Annotated in this window: 14 protein-coding genes and 4 tRNA genes; all 18 read right to left on the bottom strand. The window is 56.9% G+C overall.

What is annotated here, in order from left to right; genetic code table 11:
* Positions 1–16: 16 nt before the first annotated feature.
* Positions 17–2119 carry an elongation factor G gene (fusA, locus tag CWE01_RS30815; protein ID WP_100944353.1) on the bottom strand — a complete coding sequence of 701 codons (2103 nt, stop codon included), beginning with the start codon at positions 2117–2119 and terminating at the stop codon, positions 17–19.
* Between the two features lie 30 nt (positions 2120–2149).
* Complete coding sequence (rpsG, locus tag CWE01_RS30810; RefSeq protein ID WP_100944352.1) at positions 2150–2620, bottom strand: 30S ribosomal protein S7; 471 nt, start codon at positions 2618–2620, stop codon at positions 2150–2152.
* Between the two features lie 120 nt (positions 2621–2740).
* Complete coding sequence (gene rpsL / locus CWE01_RS30805; RefSeq protein WP_003186084.1) at positions 2741–3112, bottom strand: 30S ribosomal protein S12; 372 nt, start codon at positions 3110–3112, stop codon at positions 2741–2743.
* A 218-nt stretch (positions 3113–3330) separates the two neighbouring features.
* Complete coding sequence (gene rpoC / locus CWE01_RS30800; protein ID WP_100944351.1) at positions 3331–7530, bottom strand: DNA-directed RNA polymerase subunit beta'; 4200 nt, start codon at positions 7528–7530, stop codon at positions 3331–3333.
* A gap of 64 nt (positions 7531–7594) precedes the next feature.
* Entirely contained in the window at positions 7595–11668 is a 4074-nt protein-coding gene (gene rpoB / locus CWE01_RS30795) for a DNA-directed RNA polymerase subunit beta (RefSeq protein WP_100944350.1), read from the bottom strand.
* A gap of 221 nt (positions 11669–11889) precedes the next feature.
* A complete protein-coding gene (rplL, locus tag CWE01_RS30790) occupies positions 11890–12255 on the bottom strand; it encodes a 50S ribosomal protein L7/L12 (protein ID WP_100944349.1) in 366 nt (121 codons plus the stop codon).
* Positions 12256–12333: 78 nt separating this feature from the next.
* A complete protein-coding gene (rplJ, locus tag CWE01_RS30785; RefSeq protein ID WP_100944348.1) occupies positions 12334–12834 on the bottom strand; it encodes a 50S ribosomal protein L10 in 501 nt (166 codons plus the stop codon).
* A 200-nt stretch (positions 12835–13034) separates the two neighbouring features.
* The gene (gene rplA / locus CWE01_RS30780; protein WP_100944347.1) at positions 13035–13730 is read right to left on the bottom strand and encodes a 50S ribosomal protein L1; all 696 of its coding nucleotides are present in this window, start codon (positions 13728–13730) and stop codon (positions 13035–13037) included.
* Complete coding sequence (rplK, locus tag CWE01_RS30775) at positions 13730–14161, bottom strand: 50S ribosomal protein L11 (protein ID WP_003176435.1); 432 nt, start codon at positions 14159–14161, stop codon at positions 13730–13732. Before rplK ends, rplA begins: the two co-directional genes overlap by 1 nt.
* Positions 14162–14278: 117 nt before the next feature.
* Positions 14279–14812, bottom strand: a complete 534-nt coding sequence (gene nusG / locus CWE01_RS30770; protein ID WP_003186097.1) for a transcription termination/antitermination protein NusG — start codon at positions 14810–14812, stop codon at positions 14279–14281.
* 9 nt (positions 14813–14821) lie between these two features.
* Positions 14822–15190 carry a preprotein translocase subunit SecE gene (gene secE / locus CWE01_RS30765; protein ID WP_100944346.1) on the bottom strand — a complete coding sequence of 123 codons (369 nt, stop codon included), beginning with the start codon at positions 15188–15190 and terminating at the stop codon, positions 14822–14824.
* A gap of 45 nt (positions 15191–15235) precedes the next feature.
* A tRNA-Trp gene (locus CWE01_RS30760) sits at positions 15236–15311 on the bottom strand.
* Between the two features lie 54 nt (positions 15312–15365).
* Positions 15366–16559 (bottom strand): elongation factor Tu, encoded by a 1194-nt coding sequence (tuf, locus tag CWE01_RS30755; RefSeq protein ID WP_100944345.1) that lies wholly within the window; start codon positions 16557–16559, stop codon positions 15366–15368.
* Positions 16560–16644: 85 nt separating this feature from the next.
* Positions 16645–16720, bottom strand: a tRNA-Thr gene (locus CWE01_RS30750).
* Positions 16721–16746: 26 nt separating this feature from the next.
* A tRNA-Gly gene (locus CWE01_RS30745) sits at positions 16747–16820 on the bottom strand.
* Positions 16821–16845: 25 nt separating this feature from the next.
* Positions 16846–16930, bottom strand: a tRNA-Tyr gene (locus tag CWE01_RS30740).
* A gap of 142 nt (positions 16931–17072) precedes the next feature.
* Positions 17073–17519 (bottom strand): SPOR domain-containing protein, encoded by a 447-nt coding sequence (locus CWE01_RS30735; RefSeq protein ID WP_100944344.1) that lies wholly within the window; start codon positions 17517–17519, stop codon positions 17073–17075.
* Positions 17520–17620: 101 nt separating this feature from the next.
* On the bottom strand, positions 17621–18580 hold the full coding sequence (gene birA / locus CWE01_RS30730; RefSeq protein WP_100944343.1) for a bifunctional biotin--[acetyl-CoA-carboxylase] ligase/biotin operon repressor BirA: 960 nt from the start codon (positions 18578–18580) through the stop codon (positions 17621–17623).
* Positions 18581–18696: the final 116 nt, after the last annotated feature.

Genomic DNA, 18696 nt, shown 5'->3' with positions numbered 1-18696 from the left:
AGCCTAAAGGGCTGAATCAGCCTTGTTTTTTAACGAGAGCTTCGACGATGTTCGACGGAGCTTCGGAGTATTTGGAGAATTCCATAGAGTAGCTCGCGCGACCCTGGGACATGGAACGAACATCGGTCGCATAACCGAACATTTCGCCCAACGGAACCTCGGCGCGGATCACCTTGCCGGAAACCGTATCTTCCATACCCTGGATCAGACCACGACGACGGTTCAGGTCACCCATCACGTCACCCATGTAGTCCTCAGGTGTTACAACTTCTACCTTCATGATCGGCTCAAGTACAACACCGCCGCCCTTGGACGCGAGTTGCTTGGTCGCCATGGAAGCAGCCACCTTGAACGCCATCTCGTTGGAGTCGACGTCGTGGTAAGAACCGTCAAACACAGTAGCCTTCAGGCCGATCAGCGGATAGCCGGCAACAACGCCGTTCTTCATCTGCTCTTCGATACCCTTCTGGATAGCCGGGATGTATTCCTTAGGAACCACACCACCCACTACTTCGTTCACGAATTGCAGACCTTCCTGACCTTCGTCAGCCGGTGCAAAACGAATCCAGCAGTGACCGAACTGGCCACGACCGCCGGACTGGCGAACGAACTTGCCTTCGATTTCGCAATTCTTCGTGATTTTCTCACGATAGGAAACCTGAGGCTTACCGATGTTGGCTTCGACGTTGAACTCACGGCGCATCCGGTCAACCAGGATGTCCAGGTGCAATTCGCCCATGCCGGAGATGATCGTTTGACCAGTCTCTTCATCAGTTTTGACGCGGAAAGATGGGTCTTCCTGAGCAAGTTTGCCCAGAGCGATACCCATTTTTTCCTGGTCATCCTTGGTCTTTGGCTCAACGGCAACCGAAATAACCGGCTCCGGGAAGTCCATGCGAACCAGGATGATTGGCTTGTCAGCAGAGCACAGGGTGTCACCGGTGGTGACGTCCTTCATGCCGATCAGGGCCGCGATGTCGCCAGCGCGTACTTCCTTGATCTCTTCACGGGTGTTGGCATGCATCTGCACCATACGACCCACGCGCTCTTTCTTGCCCTTGACCGAGTTGATCACGCCGTCGCCGGAGCTCAACACGCCCGAGTAAACGCGGGCGAAAGTCAGGGTACCCACGAATGGGTCAGTGGCGATTTTGAACGCCAGAGCGGAGAACGGTTCGCTGTCGTCTGCATGACGCTCCATGGCGATAGTCTCGTCATCCGGGTCGGAACCCTTGATGGCAGGAATGTCGACAGGTGCAGGCAGGTAGTCGATAACAGCGTCGAGAACCAGGGGAACGCCCTTGTTCTTGAAGGAAGAACCGCAAACAGCCAGGACGATTTCGCCAGCGATAGTACGCTGACGCAGAGCGGCCTTGATTTCCTCGTTGGTGAGTTCTTCACCCTCGAGGTACTTGTTCATCAGCTCTTCAGTGGCTTCGGCAGCAGCTTCAATCATGTTGCCACGCCACTCTTCAGCCAATTCCTGCAGTTCAGCAGGGATCGGCTCGCGGCGAGCAGCCGTACCTTTGTCAGCGTCGTCCCAGTAGACCGCTTCCATGGACATCAGATCGATCTGACCCTGGAAGTTGTCTTCGGAACCGATAGCCAACTGGATAGGCACTGGAGTGTGACCCAGGCGCTGCTTGATCTGCGCAACAACACGCAGGAAGTTAGCACCGGCACGGTCCATCTTGTTCACGTAAACGAGACGTGGAACACCGTATTTGTTGGCTTGACGCCATACGGTTTCAGACTGAGGCTCGACACCGGAAGTACCGCAGAACACAACGACCGCACCGTCGAGTACGCGCAGCGAACGCTCTACTTCAATGGTGAAGTCAACGTGGCCGGGGGTATCGATGATGTTGAAGCGGTGCTTGGGAAACTGCTTGGCAGAACCTTCCCAGAATGCGGTGGTAGCCGCGGAGGTAATGGTAATACCCCGCTCCTGCTCCTGCACCATCCAGTCCATGGTCGCGGCGCCGTCGTGCACCTCGCCCATTTTGTGGTTTACGCCCGTGTAAAACAGGACGCGCTCAGTGGTCGTGGTCTTACCCGCGTCCACGTGAGCAACGATACCAATGTTACGGTAGCGTTTAATATCGGTTGTACGAGCCATAAAGCCCTCGCAAATTGAGTGACGCTAAAATTAGAAGCGGTAGTGCGAGAAAGCCTTGTTGGCTTCAGCCATACGGTGCACGTCTTCACGCTTCTTAACTGCAGCACCTTTACCTTCAGCGGCGTCCATCAGTTCGCCAGCCAAACGCAGAGCCATGGACTTCTCGCCGCGCTTGCGGGCGAAGTCTACCAACCAGCGCATTGCCAGAGCGTTACGACGGGACGGACGAACTTCGACCGGAACCTGGTAAGTAGCACCGCCTACACGGCGCGACTTCACTTCGACCAGCGGAGCGATGGCGTCGAGTGCTTTCTCGAAGAGTTCCAGGGGGTCAGCGTTTTTGCGCTCTTTAACTTTTTCCAGAGCACCATAAACGATACGTTCGGCCACGGCTTTCTTGCCGCTTTCCATCACGTGGTTCATGAATTTGGCGAGAATCTGGCTACCGTATTTCGGATCGTCCAGAATCTCACGCTTGGCTGCTACACGACGTCTTGGCATTGATAAGCCCTCAAACGGTCTTCAGGTTAGCCCGGGAACATGACACCCAGTGGATGTACGCCCGACCTTACTCTTATCGACTCAAAAAAATAAAAATCAGTTACTGCAGCAAACGGCCGATTACTTCGGACGCTTGGTACCGTATTTCGAACGACCTTGGTTACGACCTTTGACGCCGGAGGTATCCAGGGAGCCACGAACGGTGTGGTAACGAACACCTGGCAAGTCTTTTACACGACCGCCACGAATCAGGACCACGCTGTGCTCTTGCAGGTTGTGGCCTTCACCGCCGATGTACGAGGAAACCTCGAAACCGTTGGTCAGGCGCACACGGCATACTTTACGCAGTGCCGAGTTAGGTTTTTTCGGCGTGGTGGTGTACACACGGGTGCACACGCCACGACGTTGCGGGCAGTTCTGCAGCGCAGGTACGTCGGATTTCTCGACGATACGCTTACGCGGCTGACGTACCAGCTGGTTGATAGTTGCCATCTACTAGCTCCACTGTTGTCTTGCGACGCTATTGTCTTGCAAGAAAAGCAAAATGGCAGGAACGAGTTCCCGCCAAATTTAGGGGTACAAGAGTCTAAAGAGGATCTTGTCCCCAGTCAAGACAAGGCCCCGATCTCCTCACACCAACCATCGCAACAAAAAATGTCGCGATGGTGTTGGCGGAGGCTACCAGGGCCTTGATCTCACTACCGCAGAACTCAGTTACCGCTAGAGTTCAGCGCTTCGGTCAGTGCAGCTTCCACTTCACTGGCGCTTACGCGCAACGGTTTGTCCAGTTCACGACGACGCTTGCGCTCGCTGTGGTAGGCCAGACCGGTACCGGCCGGGATCAGACGACCCACAACCACGTTTTCTTTCAGGCCGCGCAGGTAATCGCGCTTGCCGGTAACGGCCGCTTCGGTCAGTACGCGGGTGGTCTCTTGGAAAGAGGCCGCCGAGATGAACGATTCGGTCGACAACGACGCCTTGGTGATACCCAGCAGAACGCGCGTGAACTTGGAAACGAACTTGTCGTCGCCCGCCAGACGCTCGTTCTCTACCAGAACGTGAGTCAGCTCCATCTGGTCGCCCTTGATGAAGGTGGAATCGCCGGATTCAGCGATTTCAACTTTACGCAGCATCTGACGCAGGATGGTCTCGATGTGCTTGTCGTTGATCTTCACGCCTTGCAGACGGTAAACGTCCTGGATCTCGTTGACGATGTACTTGGCCAGCGCACTCACACCCAGCAGACGCAGGATGTCGTGTGGATCGCTTGGACCGTCGGAGATGACTTCGCCGCGGTTCACTTGTTCGCCTTCGAAGACGTTCAGGTGACGCCACTTCGGAATCAGCTCCTCGTACGGATCGCTACCGTCGTTCGGGGTAATGACCAGACGGCGCTTGCCCTTGGTCTCTTTACCGAACGCGATGGTGCCGCTGACTTCAGCCAGAATCGAGGCTTCTTTCGGACGACGGGCTTCGAACAAGTCGGCAACACGCGGCAGACCACCGGTGATGTCGCGAGTTTTCGAAGTTTCTTGCGGAATCCGCGCGATAACGTCACCGATCGCGATTTTCGCACCGTCCGCCACACCGACCAGGGCGTTGGCTGGCAGGAAGTACTGAGCGATTACGTCAGTGCCTGGCAGCAACAGATCCTTGCCGTTGTCGTCGACCATCTTCACCGCAGGACGAATGTCCTTGCCGGCTGCTGGACGGTCTTTGGCATCGAGGACTTCAATGTTGGTCATACCGGTCAATTCGTCAGTCTGACGCTTGATCGTGATGCCTTCTTCCATGCCCACGTAGGTCACGGTACCTTTCATTTCGGTAACGATCGGGTGAGTGTGCGGATCCCACTTGGCCACGATTGCGCCAGCGTCGACCTTGTCACCCTCTTTAACCGAAATCACCGCACCGTACGGCAGCTTGTAGCGCTCGCGCTCACGACCGTAGTCGTCGGCAATCGCCAGCTCACCGGAACGGGACACCGCAACCAGGTGGCCATCCACTCGCTCAACGTGCTTCAGGTTGTGCAGACGGACGGTACCGCCATTCTTCACCTGAACGCTGTCGGCTGCGGAGGTCCGGCTTGCCGCACCACCGATGTGGAACGTACGCATGGTCAGCTGGGTACCCGGCTCACCGATGGACTGGGCAGCGATAACGCCGACCGCTTCACCGATGTTCACCTGGTGACCACGAGCCAAGTCACGGCCGTAGCACTTGGCGCAGATGCCATAACGGGTTTCGCAGCTGATTGGCGAGCGCACGATGACTTCGTCGATGCTGTTCAGCTCGATGAATTCAACCCACTTCTCGTCGACCAGAGTGCCGGCAGGAACGATGATTTCCTCGGTGCCCGGCTTGAAGACGTCACGGGCGATCACTCGACCCAGAACGCGTTCACCCAACGGCTCTACAACGTCGCCGCCTTCGATGTGCGGCGTCATGAGCAAGCCTTGCTCAGTGCCACAGTCGACTTCGGTCACCACCAGATCCTGCGCCACGTCTACCAGACGACGGGTCAGGTAACCGGAGTTCGCGGTTTTCAACGCGGTATCCGCGAGACCCTTACGAGCACCGTGAGTGGAGATGAAGTACTGGAGTACGCTCAGGCCTTCACGGAAGTTCGCGGTGATCGGCGTCTCGATGATCGAGCCGTCCGGCTTGGCCATCAGACCACGCATACCGGCCAGCTGACGGATCTGTGCAGCGGAACCCCGCGCACCCGAGTCGGCCATCATGTACATCGAGTTGAAGGATTCCTGGTCGACTTCGTCGCCATGACGGTCGATGACCTTCTCTTTCGAGAGGTTGGCCATCATCGCCTTGGACACTTCGTCGTTCGCCTTGGACCACAAGTCGATCACTTTGTTGTACTTCTCGCCCTGGGTGACCAGGCCGGAGGCGTACTGACTTTCGATCTCTTTCACTTCGTCGGTGGCAGCACCGATGATGCGGGCTTTTTCATCCGGGATAACGAAGTCGTTAACACCGATGGAAACGCCGGAAATGGTCGAATAGGCAAAACCGGTGTACATCAACTGGTCAGCGAAGATCACGGTCTCTTTCAAACCAACCACGCGGTAGCACTGGTTGATCAGCTTGGAGATCGCCTTCTTCTTCATCGGCAGGTTGACGACGTCGAACGACAGGCCGGCCGGAACCACCTGGAACAACAGCGCACGGCCAACAGTGGTGTCGACGATACGGGTGTTCTTGACGCTGCCACCATCACGATCATTGACGGTTTCGTTGATACGAACCTTGATCTTGGCGTGCAGGGCTGCTTCGCCGGCGCGGAATACGCGGTCGACTTCCTGCAGGTCCGCGAAGATACGACCTTCGCCCTTGGCGTTGATCGCTTCACGGGTCATGTAGTACAGACCCAATACAACGTCCTGCGATGGAACGATGATTGGCTCACCGTTGGCAGGCGACAGGATGTTGTTGGTCGACATCATCAACGCACGCGCTTCGAGCTGGGCTTCCAGCGTCAGCGGTACGTGCACGGCCATTTGGTCGCCGTCGAAGTCGGCGTTGTACGCAGCACAGACCAGAGGGTGCAGCTGGATAGCCTTACCTTCGATCAGTACCGGTTCAAACGCCTGGATACCCAGACGGTGAAGGGTCGGTGCACGGTTGAGGAGGACCGGGTGTTCGCGAATCACTTCAGCGAGAACGTCCCAAACCTCTGGCAGTTCGCGCTCGACCATTTTCTTGGCGGCTTTGATGGTGGTCGCGAGACCACGCATTTCCAGCTTGCCGAAAATGAACGGCTTGAACAGCTCGAGGGCCATCTTCTTCGGCAGACCGCACTGGTGCAGACGCAGGGTCGGACCTACGGTAATTACCGAACGACCCGAGTAGTCAACACGCTTACCGAGCAAGTTCTGACGGAAACGACCTTGCTTACCCTTGATCATGTCAGCCAGGGATTTCAGAGGACGCTTGTTCGAACCGGTAATGGCGCGACCGCGACGACCGTTGTCCAGCAGGGCATCCACAGCTTCCTGCAGCATGCGCTTTTCGTTGCGCACGATGATGTCAGGCGCGGACAGGTCCAGCAGGCGCTTCAAACGGTTGTTACGGTTGATCACTCGACGATACAGATCGTTGAGGTCGGAAGTCGCGAAGCGACCGCCATCGAGCGGAACCAGTGGACGCAGGTCTGGCGGCAGAACCGGCAGAACGGTCAGCACCATCCACTCTGGCAGGTTGCCGGAACCCTGGAAGGCTTCCATCAACTTCAGACGCTTGGACAGTTTCTTGATCTTGGTTTCGGAGTTGGTTTGCGGAATTTCTTCGCGCAGACGGCCAATCTCGTGTTCCAGGTCGATCGCGTGCAGCAGTTCGCGGACGGCTTCAGCACCCATGCGGGCGTCGAAGTCATCACCGAACTCTTCGAGGGCTTCGAAGTACTGCTCGTCGTTCAGCAGCTGGCCTTTTTCAAGGGTGGTCATGCCCGGGTCGATAACGACGTAGCTCTCGAAGTAGAGAACGCGTTCGATATCACGCAGGGTCATGTCCATCAGCAAGCCGATACGCGACGGCAGGGACTTCAGGAACCAGATGTGGGCAACCGGCGAAGCCAGTTCGATGTGCGCCATGCGCTCACGACGAACCTTGGCCAGTGCGACTTCAACGCCGCACTTCTCGCAGATCACACCACGGTGCTTCAAGCGCTTGTACTTACCGCACAGGCACTCGTAATCCTTGACCGGGCCAAAGATCTTGGCGCAGAACAGGCCGTCACGCTCAGGTTTGAACGTACGGTAGTTGATGGTTTCCGGCTTTTTAACTTCACCGAACGACCACGAACGGATCATCTCAGGCGATGCCAACCCAATACGGATGGCGTCGAACTCTTCGACTTGACCCTGGTTTTTCAGCAAATTCAGTAGGTCTTTCAAGGCCTTTCCTCCTGGCGGAGCAGAGAGCGGGTCATACAGCCCCGCTCTCGATTCGCGTCACGTGTTATTCGGTTTCCAGATCGATATCGATGCCGAGGGAACGAATTTCCTTGATCAACACGTTGAAGGACTCGGGCATGCCCGGCTCCATACGGTGATCGCCGTCCACGATGTTTTTGTACATCTTGGTCCGACCGTTCACATCGTCCGACTTCACTGTGAGCATTTCTTGCAGAGTGTATGCAGCACCGTATGCTTCCAGTGCCCAGACCTCCATCTCCCCGAAACGCTGACCACCGAACTGCGCCTTACCACCCAGCGGCTGCTGGGTAACCAGGCTGTACGAACCGGTAGAACGAGCGTGCATCTTGTCGTCTACCAAGTGGTTCAGCTTCAGCATGTACATGTAGCCAACGGTAACCGGACGTTCGAACTTGTTGCCGGTACGACCATCGAACAGTTGCATCTGGCCGCTTTCCGGCAGGTCTGCCAGTTTCAGCATGGCCTTGATTTCAACTTCCTTGGCACCGTCGAATACTGGGGTGGCCATTGGCACACCAGCCTTGAGGTTGTGCGCCAAGTCGAGGATTTCCTGGTCGGTGAAGCTGTCCAGGTCCTCGTTACGACCGCCGATCTCGTTGTAGATCTCGTGCAGGAACTTGCGCAGGTCAGCGACCTTGCGTTGTTCCTCGATCATGCGGTTGATCTTCTCGCCCAGACCTTTGGCCGCCAGGCCCAGGTGGGTTTCGAGGATCTGACCAACGTTCATACGCGAAGGTACGCCCAGCGGGTTGAGGACGACGTCGACCGGGGTGCCATGGGCATCGTGCGGCATGTCTTCAACCGGCATGATCACGGAGACCACACCCTTGTTACCGTGACGACCGGCCATCTTGTCGCCCGGCTGGATGCGACGACGGATTGCCAGGTAGACCTTGACGATCTTCAGTACGCCCGGAGCCAGGTCATCGCCTTGCTGCAGCTTGCGCTTCTTGTCTTCGAACTTGTCGTCCAGCAGACGGCGGCGATCAACGATATAGGCCTGGGCCTTCTCGAGCTGCTCGTTCAACGCATCTTCAGCCATGCGCAGTTTGAACCACTGCCCATGCTCCAGACCGTCGAGCACTTCGTCGGTGATTTCCTGACCTTTCTTCAGGCCAGCGCCGCCTTCGGCCTTGTGGCCAACCAGCGCGGAACGCAGACGTTCGAAGGTCGCGCCTTCAACGATGCGGAACTCTTCGTTGAGGTCCTTGCGGATCTCGTCGAGCTGGCTCTTCTCGATGGACAGTGCGCGGGTATCGCGCTCGACGCCATCACGGGTGAAGACCTGTACGTCGATGACGGTGCCCTTGGTACCGGTTGGTACACGCAGGGAGGTGTCTTTGACGTCGCTGGCCTTCTCACCGAAGATCGCACGCAGCAGTTTTTCTTCCGGAGTCAGTTGGGTCTCGCCTTTCGGAGTGACCTTGCCGACCAGGATGTCGCCCGGGCCGACTTCGGCACCGACGTAGACGATACCGGCTTCGTCCAGCTTGTTCAGTGCAGCTTCACCCACGTTCGGGATGTCTGCAGTGATTTCCTCTGGCCCAAGCTTGGTATCACGAGCCACACAGGTCAGTTCCTGGATGTGGATCGTGGTGAAACGGTCTTCCTGAACAACGCGTTCCGACAGGCAGATGGAGTCTTCGAAGTTGAAGCCGTTCCATGCCATGAAGGCGATGCGCATGTTCTGACCCAGCGCCAGTTCACCCATGTCGGTGGACGGGCCGTCGGCCATGATGTCGCTGCGCTGAACGCGATCACCCTTGCGCACCAGCGGACGCTGGTTGATGCAGGTGTTCTGGTTCGAGCGGGTGTACTTGGTCAGGTTGTAGATGTCGACACCGGCTTCGCCAGTTTCAACTTCGTCATCGGCAACACGAACCACGATACGGCTGGCATCGACGGAGTCGATCACGCCGCCACGACGAGCCACGACGCAAACGCCGGAGTCACGGGCAACGTTGCGCTCCATGCCGGTACCTACCAGCGGCTTGTCGGCACGCAGGGTCGGTACAGCCTGACGCTGCATGTTGGAACCCATCAACGCACGGTTGGCGTCGTCGTGCTCGAGGAACGGGATCAGCGACGCTGCGACCGACACAACCTGCTTCGGCGAAACGTCCATCAGGGTGACGTCTTCCGGCGCCTTGACGGTGAACTCGTTCAGGTGACGTACGGCTACCAGCTCGTCGATCAGCACTTTCTGCTCGTTCATGGTCGCCGAAGCCTGGGCGATCACGTGATCGGCCTCTTCAATGGCGGACAGGAACACGATCTCGTCGGTGACCAGGGCGTCTTTCACCACACGGTACGGGCTCTCGAGGAAGCCATACTGGTTGGTGCGCGCATAGGCGGCCAGGGAGTTGATCAGACCGATGTTCGGACCTTCCGGCGTTTCGATCGGGCAAACACGACCGTAGTGCGTCGGGTGTACGTCACGGACTTCGAAGCCGGCGCGTTCACGGGTCAGACCACCAGGGCCGAGTGCGGAGACACGACGCTTGTGGGTGATCTCGGACAGCGGGTTGTTCTGGTCCATGAACTGCGACAGCTGGCTGGAACCGAAGAACTCTTTCACCGCTGCAGCCACTGGCTTGGCGTTGATCAGGTCTTGCGGCATCAGGCCTTCGCTTTCAGCCATCGACAGACGTTCCTTGACCGCACGCTCAACGCGTACCAGGCCAACACGGAACTGGTTCTCGGCCATTTCGCCTACGCAGCGAACACGACGGTTACCCAGGTGGTCGATGTCGTCGACGATGCCTTTGCCGTTACGGATGTCGACCAGGGTCTTGAGGACCGCGACGATATCGTCCTTGTTCAGTACGCCCGAACCTTCGATCTCGGTACGACCGATACGACGGTTGAACTTCATCCGGCCGACCGCAGACAGGTCATAGCGCTCAGGGCTGAAGAACAGGTTGTTGAACAGGGTCTCGGCGGCATCCTTGGTCGGTGGCTCACCAGGACGCATCATGCGATAGATCTCGACCAGCGCTTCCAGTTGGTTGCTGGTGGAGTCGATCTTCAGCGTGTCGGAGATGAACGGACCGCAGTCGATGTCGTTGGTGTACAGCGTCTCGATGCGAACGACCTGGGCCTTGGCGATCTTTGCCAGGATCTCGGTGTTCAGCTCGGTGTTGCATTCAGCCAGGATTTCGCCGGTGGCCGGGTGCACGATGACCTTGGCGGTGGTGCGACCCAGGACGTAGTCCAGCGGCACATCCAGCTCTTTGATCCCGGCTTTTTCCAGCTGGTTGATGTGGCGAGCGGTAATACGACGACCCTGCTCGACAATCACCTTGCCTTTGTCATCGAGGATATCGAGGACGGCGATTTCACCGCGCAGACGCTGAGGCACCAGTTCCAGGCTCAGGGTTTCGCCCTTCACGTGGAAAACGTTGGTGGTGTAGAACGCGTCCAGCACTTCTTCGGTGGCGTAGCCCAGTGCGCGCAGCAGCACGGAAGCCGGCAGCTTGCGACGACGGTCGATACGCACGAAGACGCAGTCTTTCGGGTCGAACTCGAAGTCCAACCACGAACCGCGGTAAGGAATGATCCGCGCGGAGTACAGCAGTTTGCCGGAGCTGTGCGTCTTGCCGCGGTCGTGGTCGAAGAACACGCCCGGGGAACGGTGCAGCTGGGAAACGATCACGCGCTCGGTACCGTTGATAACGAAGGTACCGTTCTCAGTCATCAGGGGGATTTCACCCATGTAGACTTCTTGCTCTTTGATGTCCTTGATCGCTTTGTTCGACGATTCTTTGTCGAAAATGATCAGGCGCACTTTTACCCGCAAAGGTACGGCGTAAGTCACACCGCGCAATACGCATTCTTTGACATCAAATGCCGGCTCGCCCAGGCGATAACCGACGTACTCCAGCGCAGCATTGCCGGAGTAGCTGATGATCGGGAAAACGGATTTGAAGGCCGCATGCAGGCCCACGTCGCGGAACTGATCTTTAGTCGCTCCCGCCTGCAAGAATTCACGATACGAATCCAGCTGGATGGCCAGGAGGTACGGCACATCCATGACGTCCGGCAACTTGCTAAAGTCCTTGCGGATACGTTTTTTCTCAGTATATGAGTAAGCCATCAGCGTTCCCCAGCTTGGTCACCTGCTTGTTTGGCCCCTCCCCGACGGGAGCAGCCAGAAAATCGTGCAAACCCCATGGTTTGCGCCACCGCATCGGGTGGTTGAAGCACGTCAAAGGCACCGACCGAGTCGGCCGCCAGTAACGGAAAAAGGCCGGTGGCAAGAGCCACCAGCCATCAGCCTGTCGCTTAACGCTCGGGCTGGAGACGCAAGGTCAGAGCTTACTTCAGCTCGACTTTAGCGCCTGCTTCTTCCAGTGCTGCTTTGGCTTTGTCAGCTGCGTCTTTGGCAACAGCTTCCAGAACCAGGGCAGGAGCGCCGTCAACTACAGCCTTGGCTTCTTTCAGGCCCAGACCGGTCAGTTCACGTACTGCCTTGATCACGTTAACTTTCTTCTCGCCAGCTTCCAGCAGCATGACGTTGAATTCGGTTTGCTCTTCAACAACAGCGGCGGCAGCAGCAGGACCTGCCGAAGCAGCAGCAGCGGTAACACCGAATTTTTCTTCGAAAGCTTTGATCAGCTCAACAACCTGCAGAACCGACATTTCAGCTACGGCGTTGAGGATATCTTCTTGGGAGATAGACATTACTGTATTTCCTGAATTGGGGGACGGCCTACGCGACCATCGAAATAAACAAAAATACGCGAAAAGAAGTGCTCAGCCTTAGGCTGCGACAGCTTCTTTCTGGTCGCGAATAGCCGCCAGAGTACGAGCCAACTTGCTGGTAGCGCCTTGAATCACGCTCATCAGCTGGGAGATTGCTTCGTCACGGGTCGGCAAGGTTGCCAGTACGTCGATCTGATTTGCTGCGAGGAACTTGCCCTCGAACGCAGCTGCCTTGATCTCGAACTTGTCCTGACCCTTTGCGAACTCCTTGAACAGACGAGCAGCAGCGCCCGGGTGTTCCTTGGAGAAAGCAATCAGGGTCGGGCCTTTGAACACGTCGTTGAGGACCGAGTACTCGGTGCCTTCAACAGCGCGCTTGAGCAGGGTGTTACGTACGACACGCACGTACACGCCAGCTTCGCGGGCCTCTTTACGGAGTCCGGTCATCGCGCTTACTGTTACGCCACGGGCATCAGCCACGACAGCGGACAGAGCGACTTTGGCAGCCTCGTTGACTTCAGCGACGATGGCCTTCTTGTCTTCGAGTTTAATTGCCACGGGTTTAACTCCTGCTTGTTACCGTTTCATCTGGCCGAAGCCGGATGTCGTTTTGGTGTCTGATTCGGTAAGGAACCGGGAGCACCATCTGCGTAGGCTTGAGGTTTAAGACTTGCGCCGCCTACGGTCTTGGATAGCCCCCGCCAGGCAGGGACCCCAATTTTTTTCGATTGGCGCAATCGCTTGCGCCAATACGAGTCTTACGCTTCCAGCGAACCTTGGTCGATGACCAGGCCTGGACCCATGGTGGTGCTCAGGGTAACGCGCTTGACGTAGATACCTTTCGAGGAAGCTGGTTTGATACGCTTCAGGTCAGCGATCAGGGCTTCAACGTTTTCCTTCAGCTTGACGGCATCGAAGCCGATCTTGCCAACGGAGGTGTGGATAATACCGTTCTTGTCGGTGCGATAACGAACCTGACCGGCCTTGGCGTTTTTCACCGCGGTGGCGACGTCTGGGGTTACGGTACCGACTTTAGGGTTAGGCATCAGGCCACGTGGACCGAGGATCTGACCCAACTGACCTACAACACGCATTGCGTCCGGGGAAGCAATAACGACGTCATAGTTCAGGTCGCCGCCTTTCATTTCGGCAGCCAGGTCGTCCATACCAACGCGATCGGCGCCGGCAGCCAGAGCGGCTTCAGCAGCCGGGCCCTGGGTGAACACAGCAACGCGAACGGTCTTTCCAGTGCCGTGTGGCAGCACAGTAGCGCTACGTACGACCTGGTCGGATTTACGTGGGTCAACGCCCAGGTTTACAGCAACGTCAAACGACTCGCTGAACTTGACAGTCGACAGCTCGGTCAGCAGAGCAGCGGCTTCTACAAAGTTGTAGGCCTTGCCTGCTTCGATTTTGCCGGCGATAGCCTTTTGGCGCTTGGTCAGCTTAGCCATTACACACCCTCCACGTTAAGGCCCATGCTACGAGCAGAACCGGCGATGGTACGCACGGCTGCATCCATATCAGCTGCAGTCAGATCCGCGTTTTTGGTTTTCGCGATTTCTTCCAGCTGGGCACGGGTCACGGTGCCAACCTTAACGGTGTTCGGACGAGCGGAACCGCTGGTCAGGCCGGCGGCCTTTTTCAGCAGAACCGAAGCCGGGGTGGACTTGGTTTCGAAAGTGAAGCTGCGGTCACTGTAAACAGTGATGATCACAGGCGTCGGCAGGCCTGGCTCAAGACCCTGGGTACGGGCGTTGAAGGCTTTGCAGAATTCCATGATGTTCACGCCGTGCTGACCCAGAGCTGGACCGACGGGTGGGCTAGGGTTGGCCTGGGCGGCCTTCACTTGCAGCTTGATGTAAGCGGTAATCTTCTTGGCCATGAGGCACTCCAATTACGGGTTCTAACGCCTCGAAAGGCTCCCCGGTTACTTGCGCGTTTATCCCAGTGACGACAAAACCCCACAGCCTTGGACTGTGGGGTTGGGATGCTTGTTCAGCTAGACCTTTTCGACCTGGCTAAACTCCAACTCTACCGGAGTAGAGCGTCCGAAAATGAGCACGGCCACCTGGATGCGGCTCTTTTCGTAGTTGACCTCTTCGACGGTGCCGTTGAAATCGGCGAACGGACCATCGGTAACACGTACGACTTCGCCCGGCTCGAACAGCGTCTTCGGCTTCGGCTTGTCGCTACCATCAGCGACACGGCGCAGAATCGCTTCTGCCTCTTTGTCGGTGATCGGTGCAGGCTTGTCGGCGGTACCGCCGATGAAACCCATCACCCGAGGCGTGTCCTTGACCAAGTGCCAAGTCCCCTCGTTCATGTCCATCTGCACCAGCACATAGCCAGGGAAGAACTTACGCTCGCTCTTGCGCTTCTGGCCGTTACGCATTTCCACTACTTCTTCAGTAGGGACCAGAATTTCGCCGAAGCCATCTTCCATGCCTGCCAGCTTTACGCGCTCGACCAACGAGCGCATCACATGCTTCTCGTAACCCGAGTAAGCATGCACAACGTACCAACGCTTAGCCACGGGACACCCTTAGCCTACAATCGAGGAAACAAGCCAGCCGAGCAGGGAATCGAGCCCCCACAACAGCAACGCCATTACCAGAACAACAGCCACCACGATCAACGTGGTCTGCGTGGTTTCTTGGCGAGTCGGCCATACGACTTTACGAATCTCGGTACGAGCTTCCTTTGCCAGCACGAAGAACGACTTGCCTTTCGCGGTCTGCAGGCCTACAAAGGCAGCTACAGCAGCGATGACAAGCAGAGCCAGTACGCGGTACAGGATCGGCGAACCATGATAGTACTGGTTGCCAACAACACCAATCACCACCAGAGCGACTACTACGAGCCACTTGAGAAGATCGAAGCGAGAGCCTTGGGCTTCAGCGTTGGAGGTCATCTAAGAGAATCCTGTGAAAAGAAAGCCAGACACACCGAGTGAATCTGGCAGGTCAGGAGGGAATCGAACCCCCAACCTACGGTTTTGGAGACCGTCGCTCTGCCAATTGAGCTACTGACCTAAAACTTGAATCAGGCCGACCATTATGTCGACCTGAGAGAGGCATTTCAACTACTTATTCGATTACTTTCGCTACCACACCCGCGCCGACGGTACGACCGCCCTCACGGATAGCGAAACGCAAGCCATCTTCCATCGCAATGGTCTTGATCAGAGTGACAGTCATCTGAATGTTGTCACCTGGCATTACCATTTCGACGCCTTCCGGCAGCTCGCAGTTACCAGTCACATCAGTCGTACGGAAGTAGAACTGCGGACGGTAGCCCTTGAAGAACGGCGTATGACGACCACCTTCTTCCTTGCTCAGAACGTAAACTTCTGCAGTGAACTTGGTGTGCGGCTTGACCGAGCCCGGCTTGACCAGTACCTGGCCACGCTCGACATCGTCACGCTTGGTGCCGCGCAGCAGAACGCCGCAGTTTTCACCTGCACGACCTTCGTCGAGCAGTTTACGAAACATTTCAACGCCGGTGCAGGTGGTGACAGCAGTGTCACGCAAGCCTACGATCTCCAGCGGATCTTGAACACGAACGATACCGCGCTCAATACGACCCGTCACAACGGTACCGCGACCAGAGATCGAGAACACGTCTTCGATTGGCATCAGGAACGGCTTGTCGATTGCACGCTCAGGCTCGGGAATGTAGCTATCCAGAGTCTCAACCAGCTTCTTGACAGCCGAAGTACCCATGCCATTTTCATCATTGCCTTCCAGCGCCATGCGCGCGGAACCAATGATGATCGGCGTGTCGTCACCTGGGAAATCGTAAGTGCTCAGCAGATCGCGCACCTCCATCTCAACCAGCTCCAGCAGCTCAGCATCATCTACCAGGTCAGCCTTGTTCAGGAAGACCACGATGTAGGGAACGCCTACCTGACGAGACAACAGGATGTGCTCACGGGTTTGCGGCATCGGACCATCAGCGGCCGAGCAAACCAGAATCGCGCCATCCATCTGTGCAGCACCGGTAATCATGTTTTTTACGTAGTCGGCGTGACCTGGGCAGTCAACGTGTGCGTAGTGACGCACGGCCGAATCGTATTCAACGTGAGCGGTGTTGATGGTGATGCCACGAGCTTTTTCTTCTGGGGCGCTATCGATCTTGTCGAAGTCGACCTTGGCCGAACCGAATACTTCGGAGCAAACGCGGGTCAAGGCAGCAGTGAGCGTAGTTTTACCGTGGTCGACGTGACCAATGGTACCCACGTTGACGTGCGGCTTATTACGTTCGAACTTTTCCTTAGCCATCGAAATCACCCTCAGGAGAAGAATTAAGCAAGCTACATCAGCCATTAAAACAAAGGCAGATATTTGCATATCTGCCTTGTTATTATGGAGCTCTTGAGCGGATTTGAACCGCTGACCTCACCCTTACCAAGGGTGTGCTCTACCAACTGAGCTACAAGAGCGAAACACGGTGCACAAACAGCAAACTTGGAGCGGGTAGCGGGAATCGAACCCGCATCATCAGCTTGGAAGGCTGAGGTTCTACCACTAAACTATACCCGCGGAGCTTGCAGCTCACGCTTAAATATGGTGGAGGGGGAAGGATTCGAACCTTCGAAGTCGTAGACGTCAGATTTACAGTCTGATCCCTTTGGCCGCTCGGGAACCCCTCCTAAGCGAGCCGACATTCTACATCATGTCGACCTTCTGTCAAGCATTTTTCTCATTTAAATTATGAGGTTAGCTGCGTTGACCCGCTTCGTAGCCAGTCCCTCAAGAGGTGTTCACTGCGAAGCGGGCGCCATTCTATTCAAACTATTCGACAGTTGCAATGCCTTCGCACGGCATTATTTTATGTTTTAACTCATTGAATTCTTTAGCAAGGTTCTGCAGCAGGGCATCATCCAGCAAATGCTGGCTTTCAGGTGCGATCCGTACCCAGTACCCCGCCGAATCCGGCACATTCACCTGCCCCGCCTGCGCCTTGATATTGCTGCCCTGGAGACGCTGCACAATGGACTGCGCCAGATCCTGGCGCGCCACGGCACCCAGATAGACACAGTCACCCTCGCGTTCCGGTGCCGCAGAGGCCGCGCGGCGCCCGCCGGCGCCATCCGACTCGCTCAACAACTGGATGTCCTGGTGAGCGCTGCGGTACAGCGAAAGGGGAGCGACTTCCTTGGCCCTCAAGGGCGCTTCCTGCTGGTGCCAGACGTAATAGACACCATTGAGCACCAGCAACAACAGAAACAACCAACGCATAGGAACCTCAATCGAGCGGACACATCACCGCCAGGCCAACCAATACCAGGGCGGACACTTGATGTGCCCGACCCTCGCTAAAACCACCAACGACCTCGAACTCAAGCATCATCGCGCAAGCGCAGGCTGAGCTCGCCACCACTGAAGACCTTTTCCACGCCATCCACCTGCAGACGGAGCGCGCCCTGCTGATCGATGCCCAACACAATCCCTTCGACCTGACTCACTCCCGCGACCAGGGCAACCTTGCGCCCCTGCCAGAGATGGTTTTGCTCCCACTCAGCCTGGATAGCCGCGAAACCGGAAGACTGATGCCACCCTAGATAGAAGCGCAGCTTTTCCCCCAGGCTGGCGATCAGCTGGTTGCGATCGACCAAGCGACCTGTTTCCAGGCGGGCCGATGTCCACTGCTGATCCACCTGCTCGGCAACCTGCATATTGACGTTGATCCCAACCCCGAGCACGACGTGACAGACATCCGCCGGGTCGCCGACCAACTCCAGCAGAATGCCGGCGATCTTCTTGTTGTCGACCAGGACGTCATTGGGCCACTTCAGCCCGGCCCGGGCGATGCCCAGCTCCCGCAATGCGCTTAAAACGGCCAGGCCAACCACCAGGCTCAGGCCTTCCAGCTGGCGCATGCCGCCTTCGATCCTGAGCAACAGGCTGTAATAGATATTTTCAGCGAACGGGCTGACCCACTGCCGGCCCCGGCGCCCTCGCCCTGCGGTTTGCCGTTCGGCCACCACGATGAAAGGCGCAGCAGTCCCCTTCTCCACCAGGCGCAGCGCTTCGGCATTGGTTGAGTCGATGGTGTCGTAGACATGCACCGGCCAGGAGGCCGAGGGTTTTGCCGCGGCTATTTCCAGCTCGCTCAGCAATACCAGCGGATTGGCAAGCTGGTAACCCCGGCCACGGACTTTATGGATAACCAGCCCGAACTCCGCCTCCAATTGCTGGAGCTGCTTCCAGACAGCGCTGCGACTGACACCCAGCGCCGCACCCAGCGCTTGCCCGGAGTGGAATCGACCATCTTTGAGGAGTTTCAACAACGTCAGCATGCAGGTCTCGACTCACAATGAGGCAGGCATGATAGCCATGCGCCGAGGGCTTGCATAGAAACCCCGGACGCGTAGCGTCCAGGCCTTTTCGACGCCACAAAAACAAAACCCCAACT

The organism is Pseudomonas sp. QS1027 (assembly GCF_002814235.1).
Taxonomy (GTDB): Bacteria; Pseudomonadota; Gammaproteobacteria; order Pseudomonadales; family Pseudomonadaceae; genus Aquipseudomonas.
Note: the sequence above shows the minus strand (reverse complement) of the source record. Positions and strands in the feature narration are given on the sequence as shown.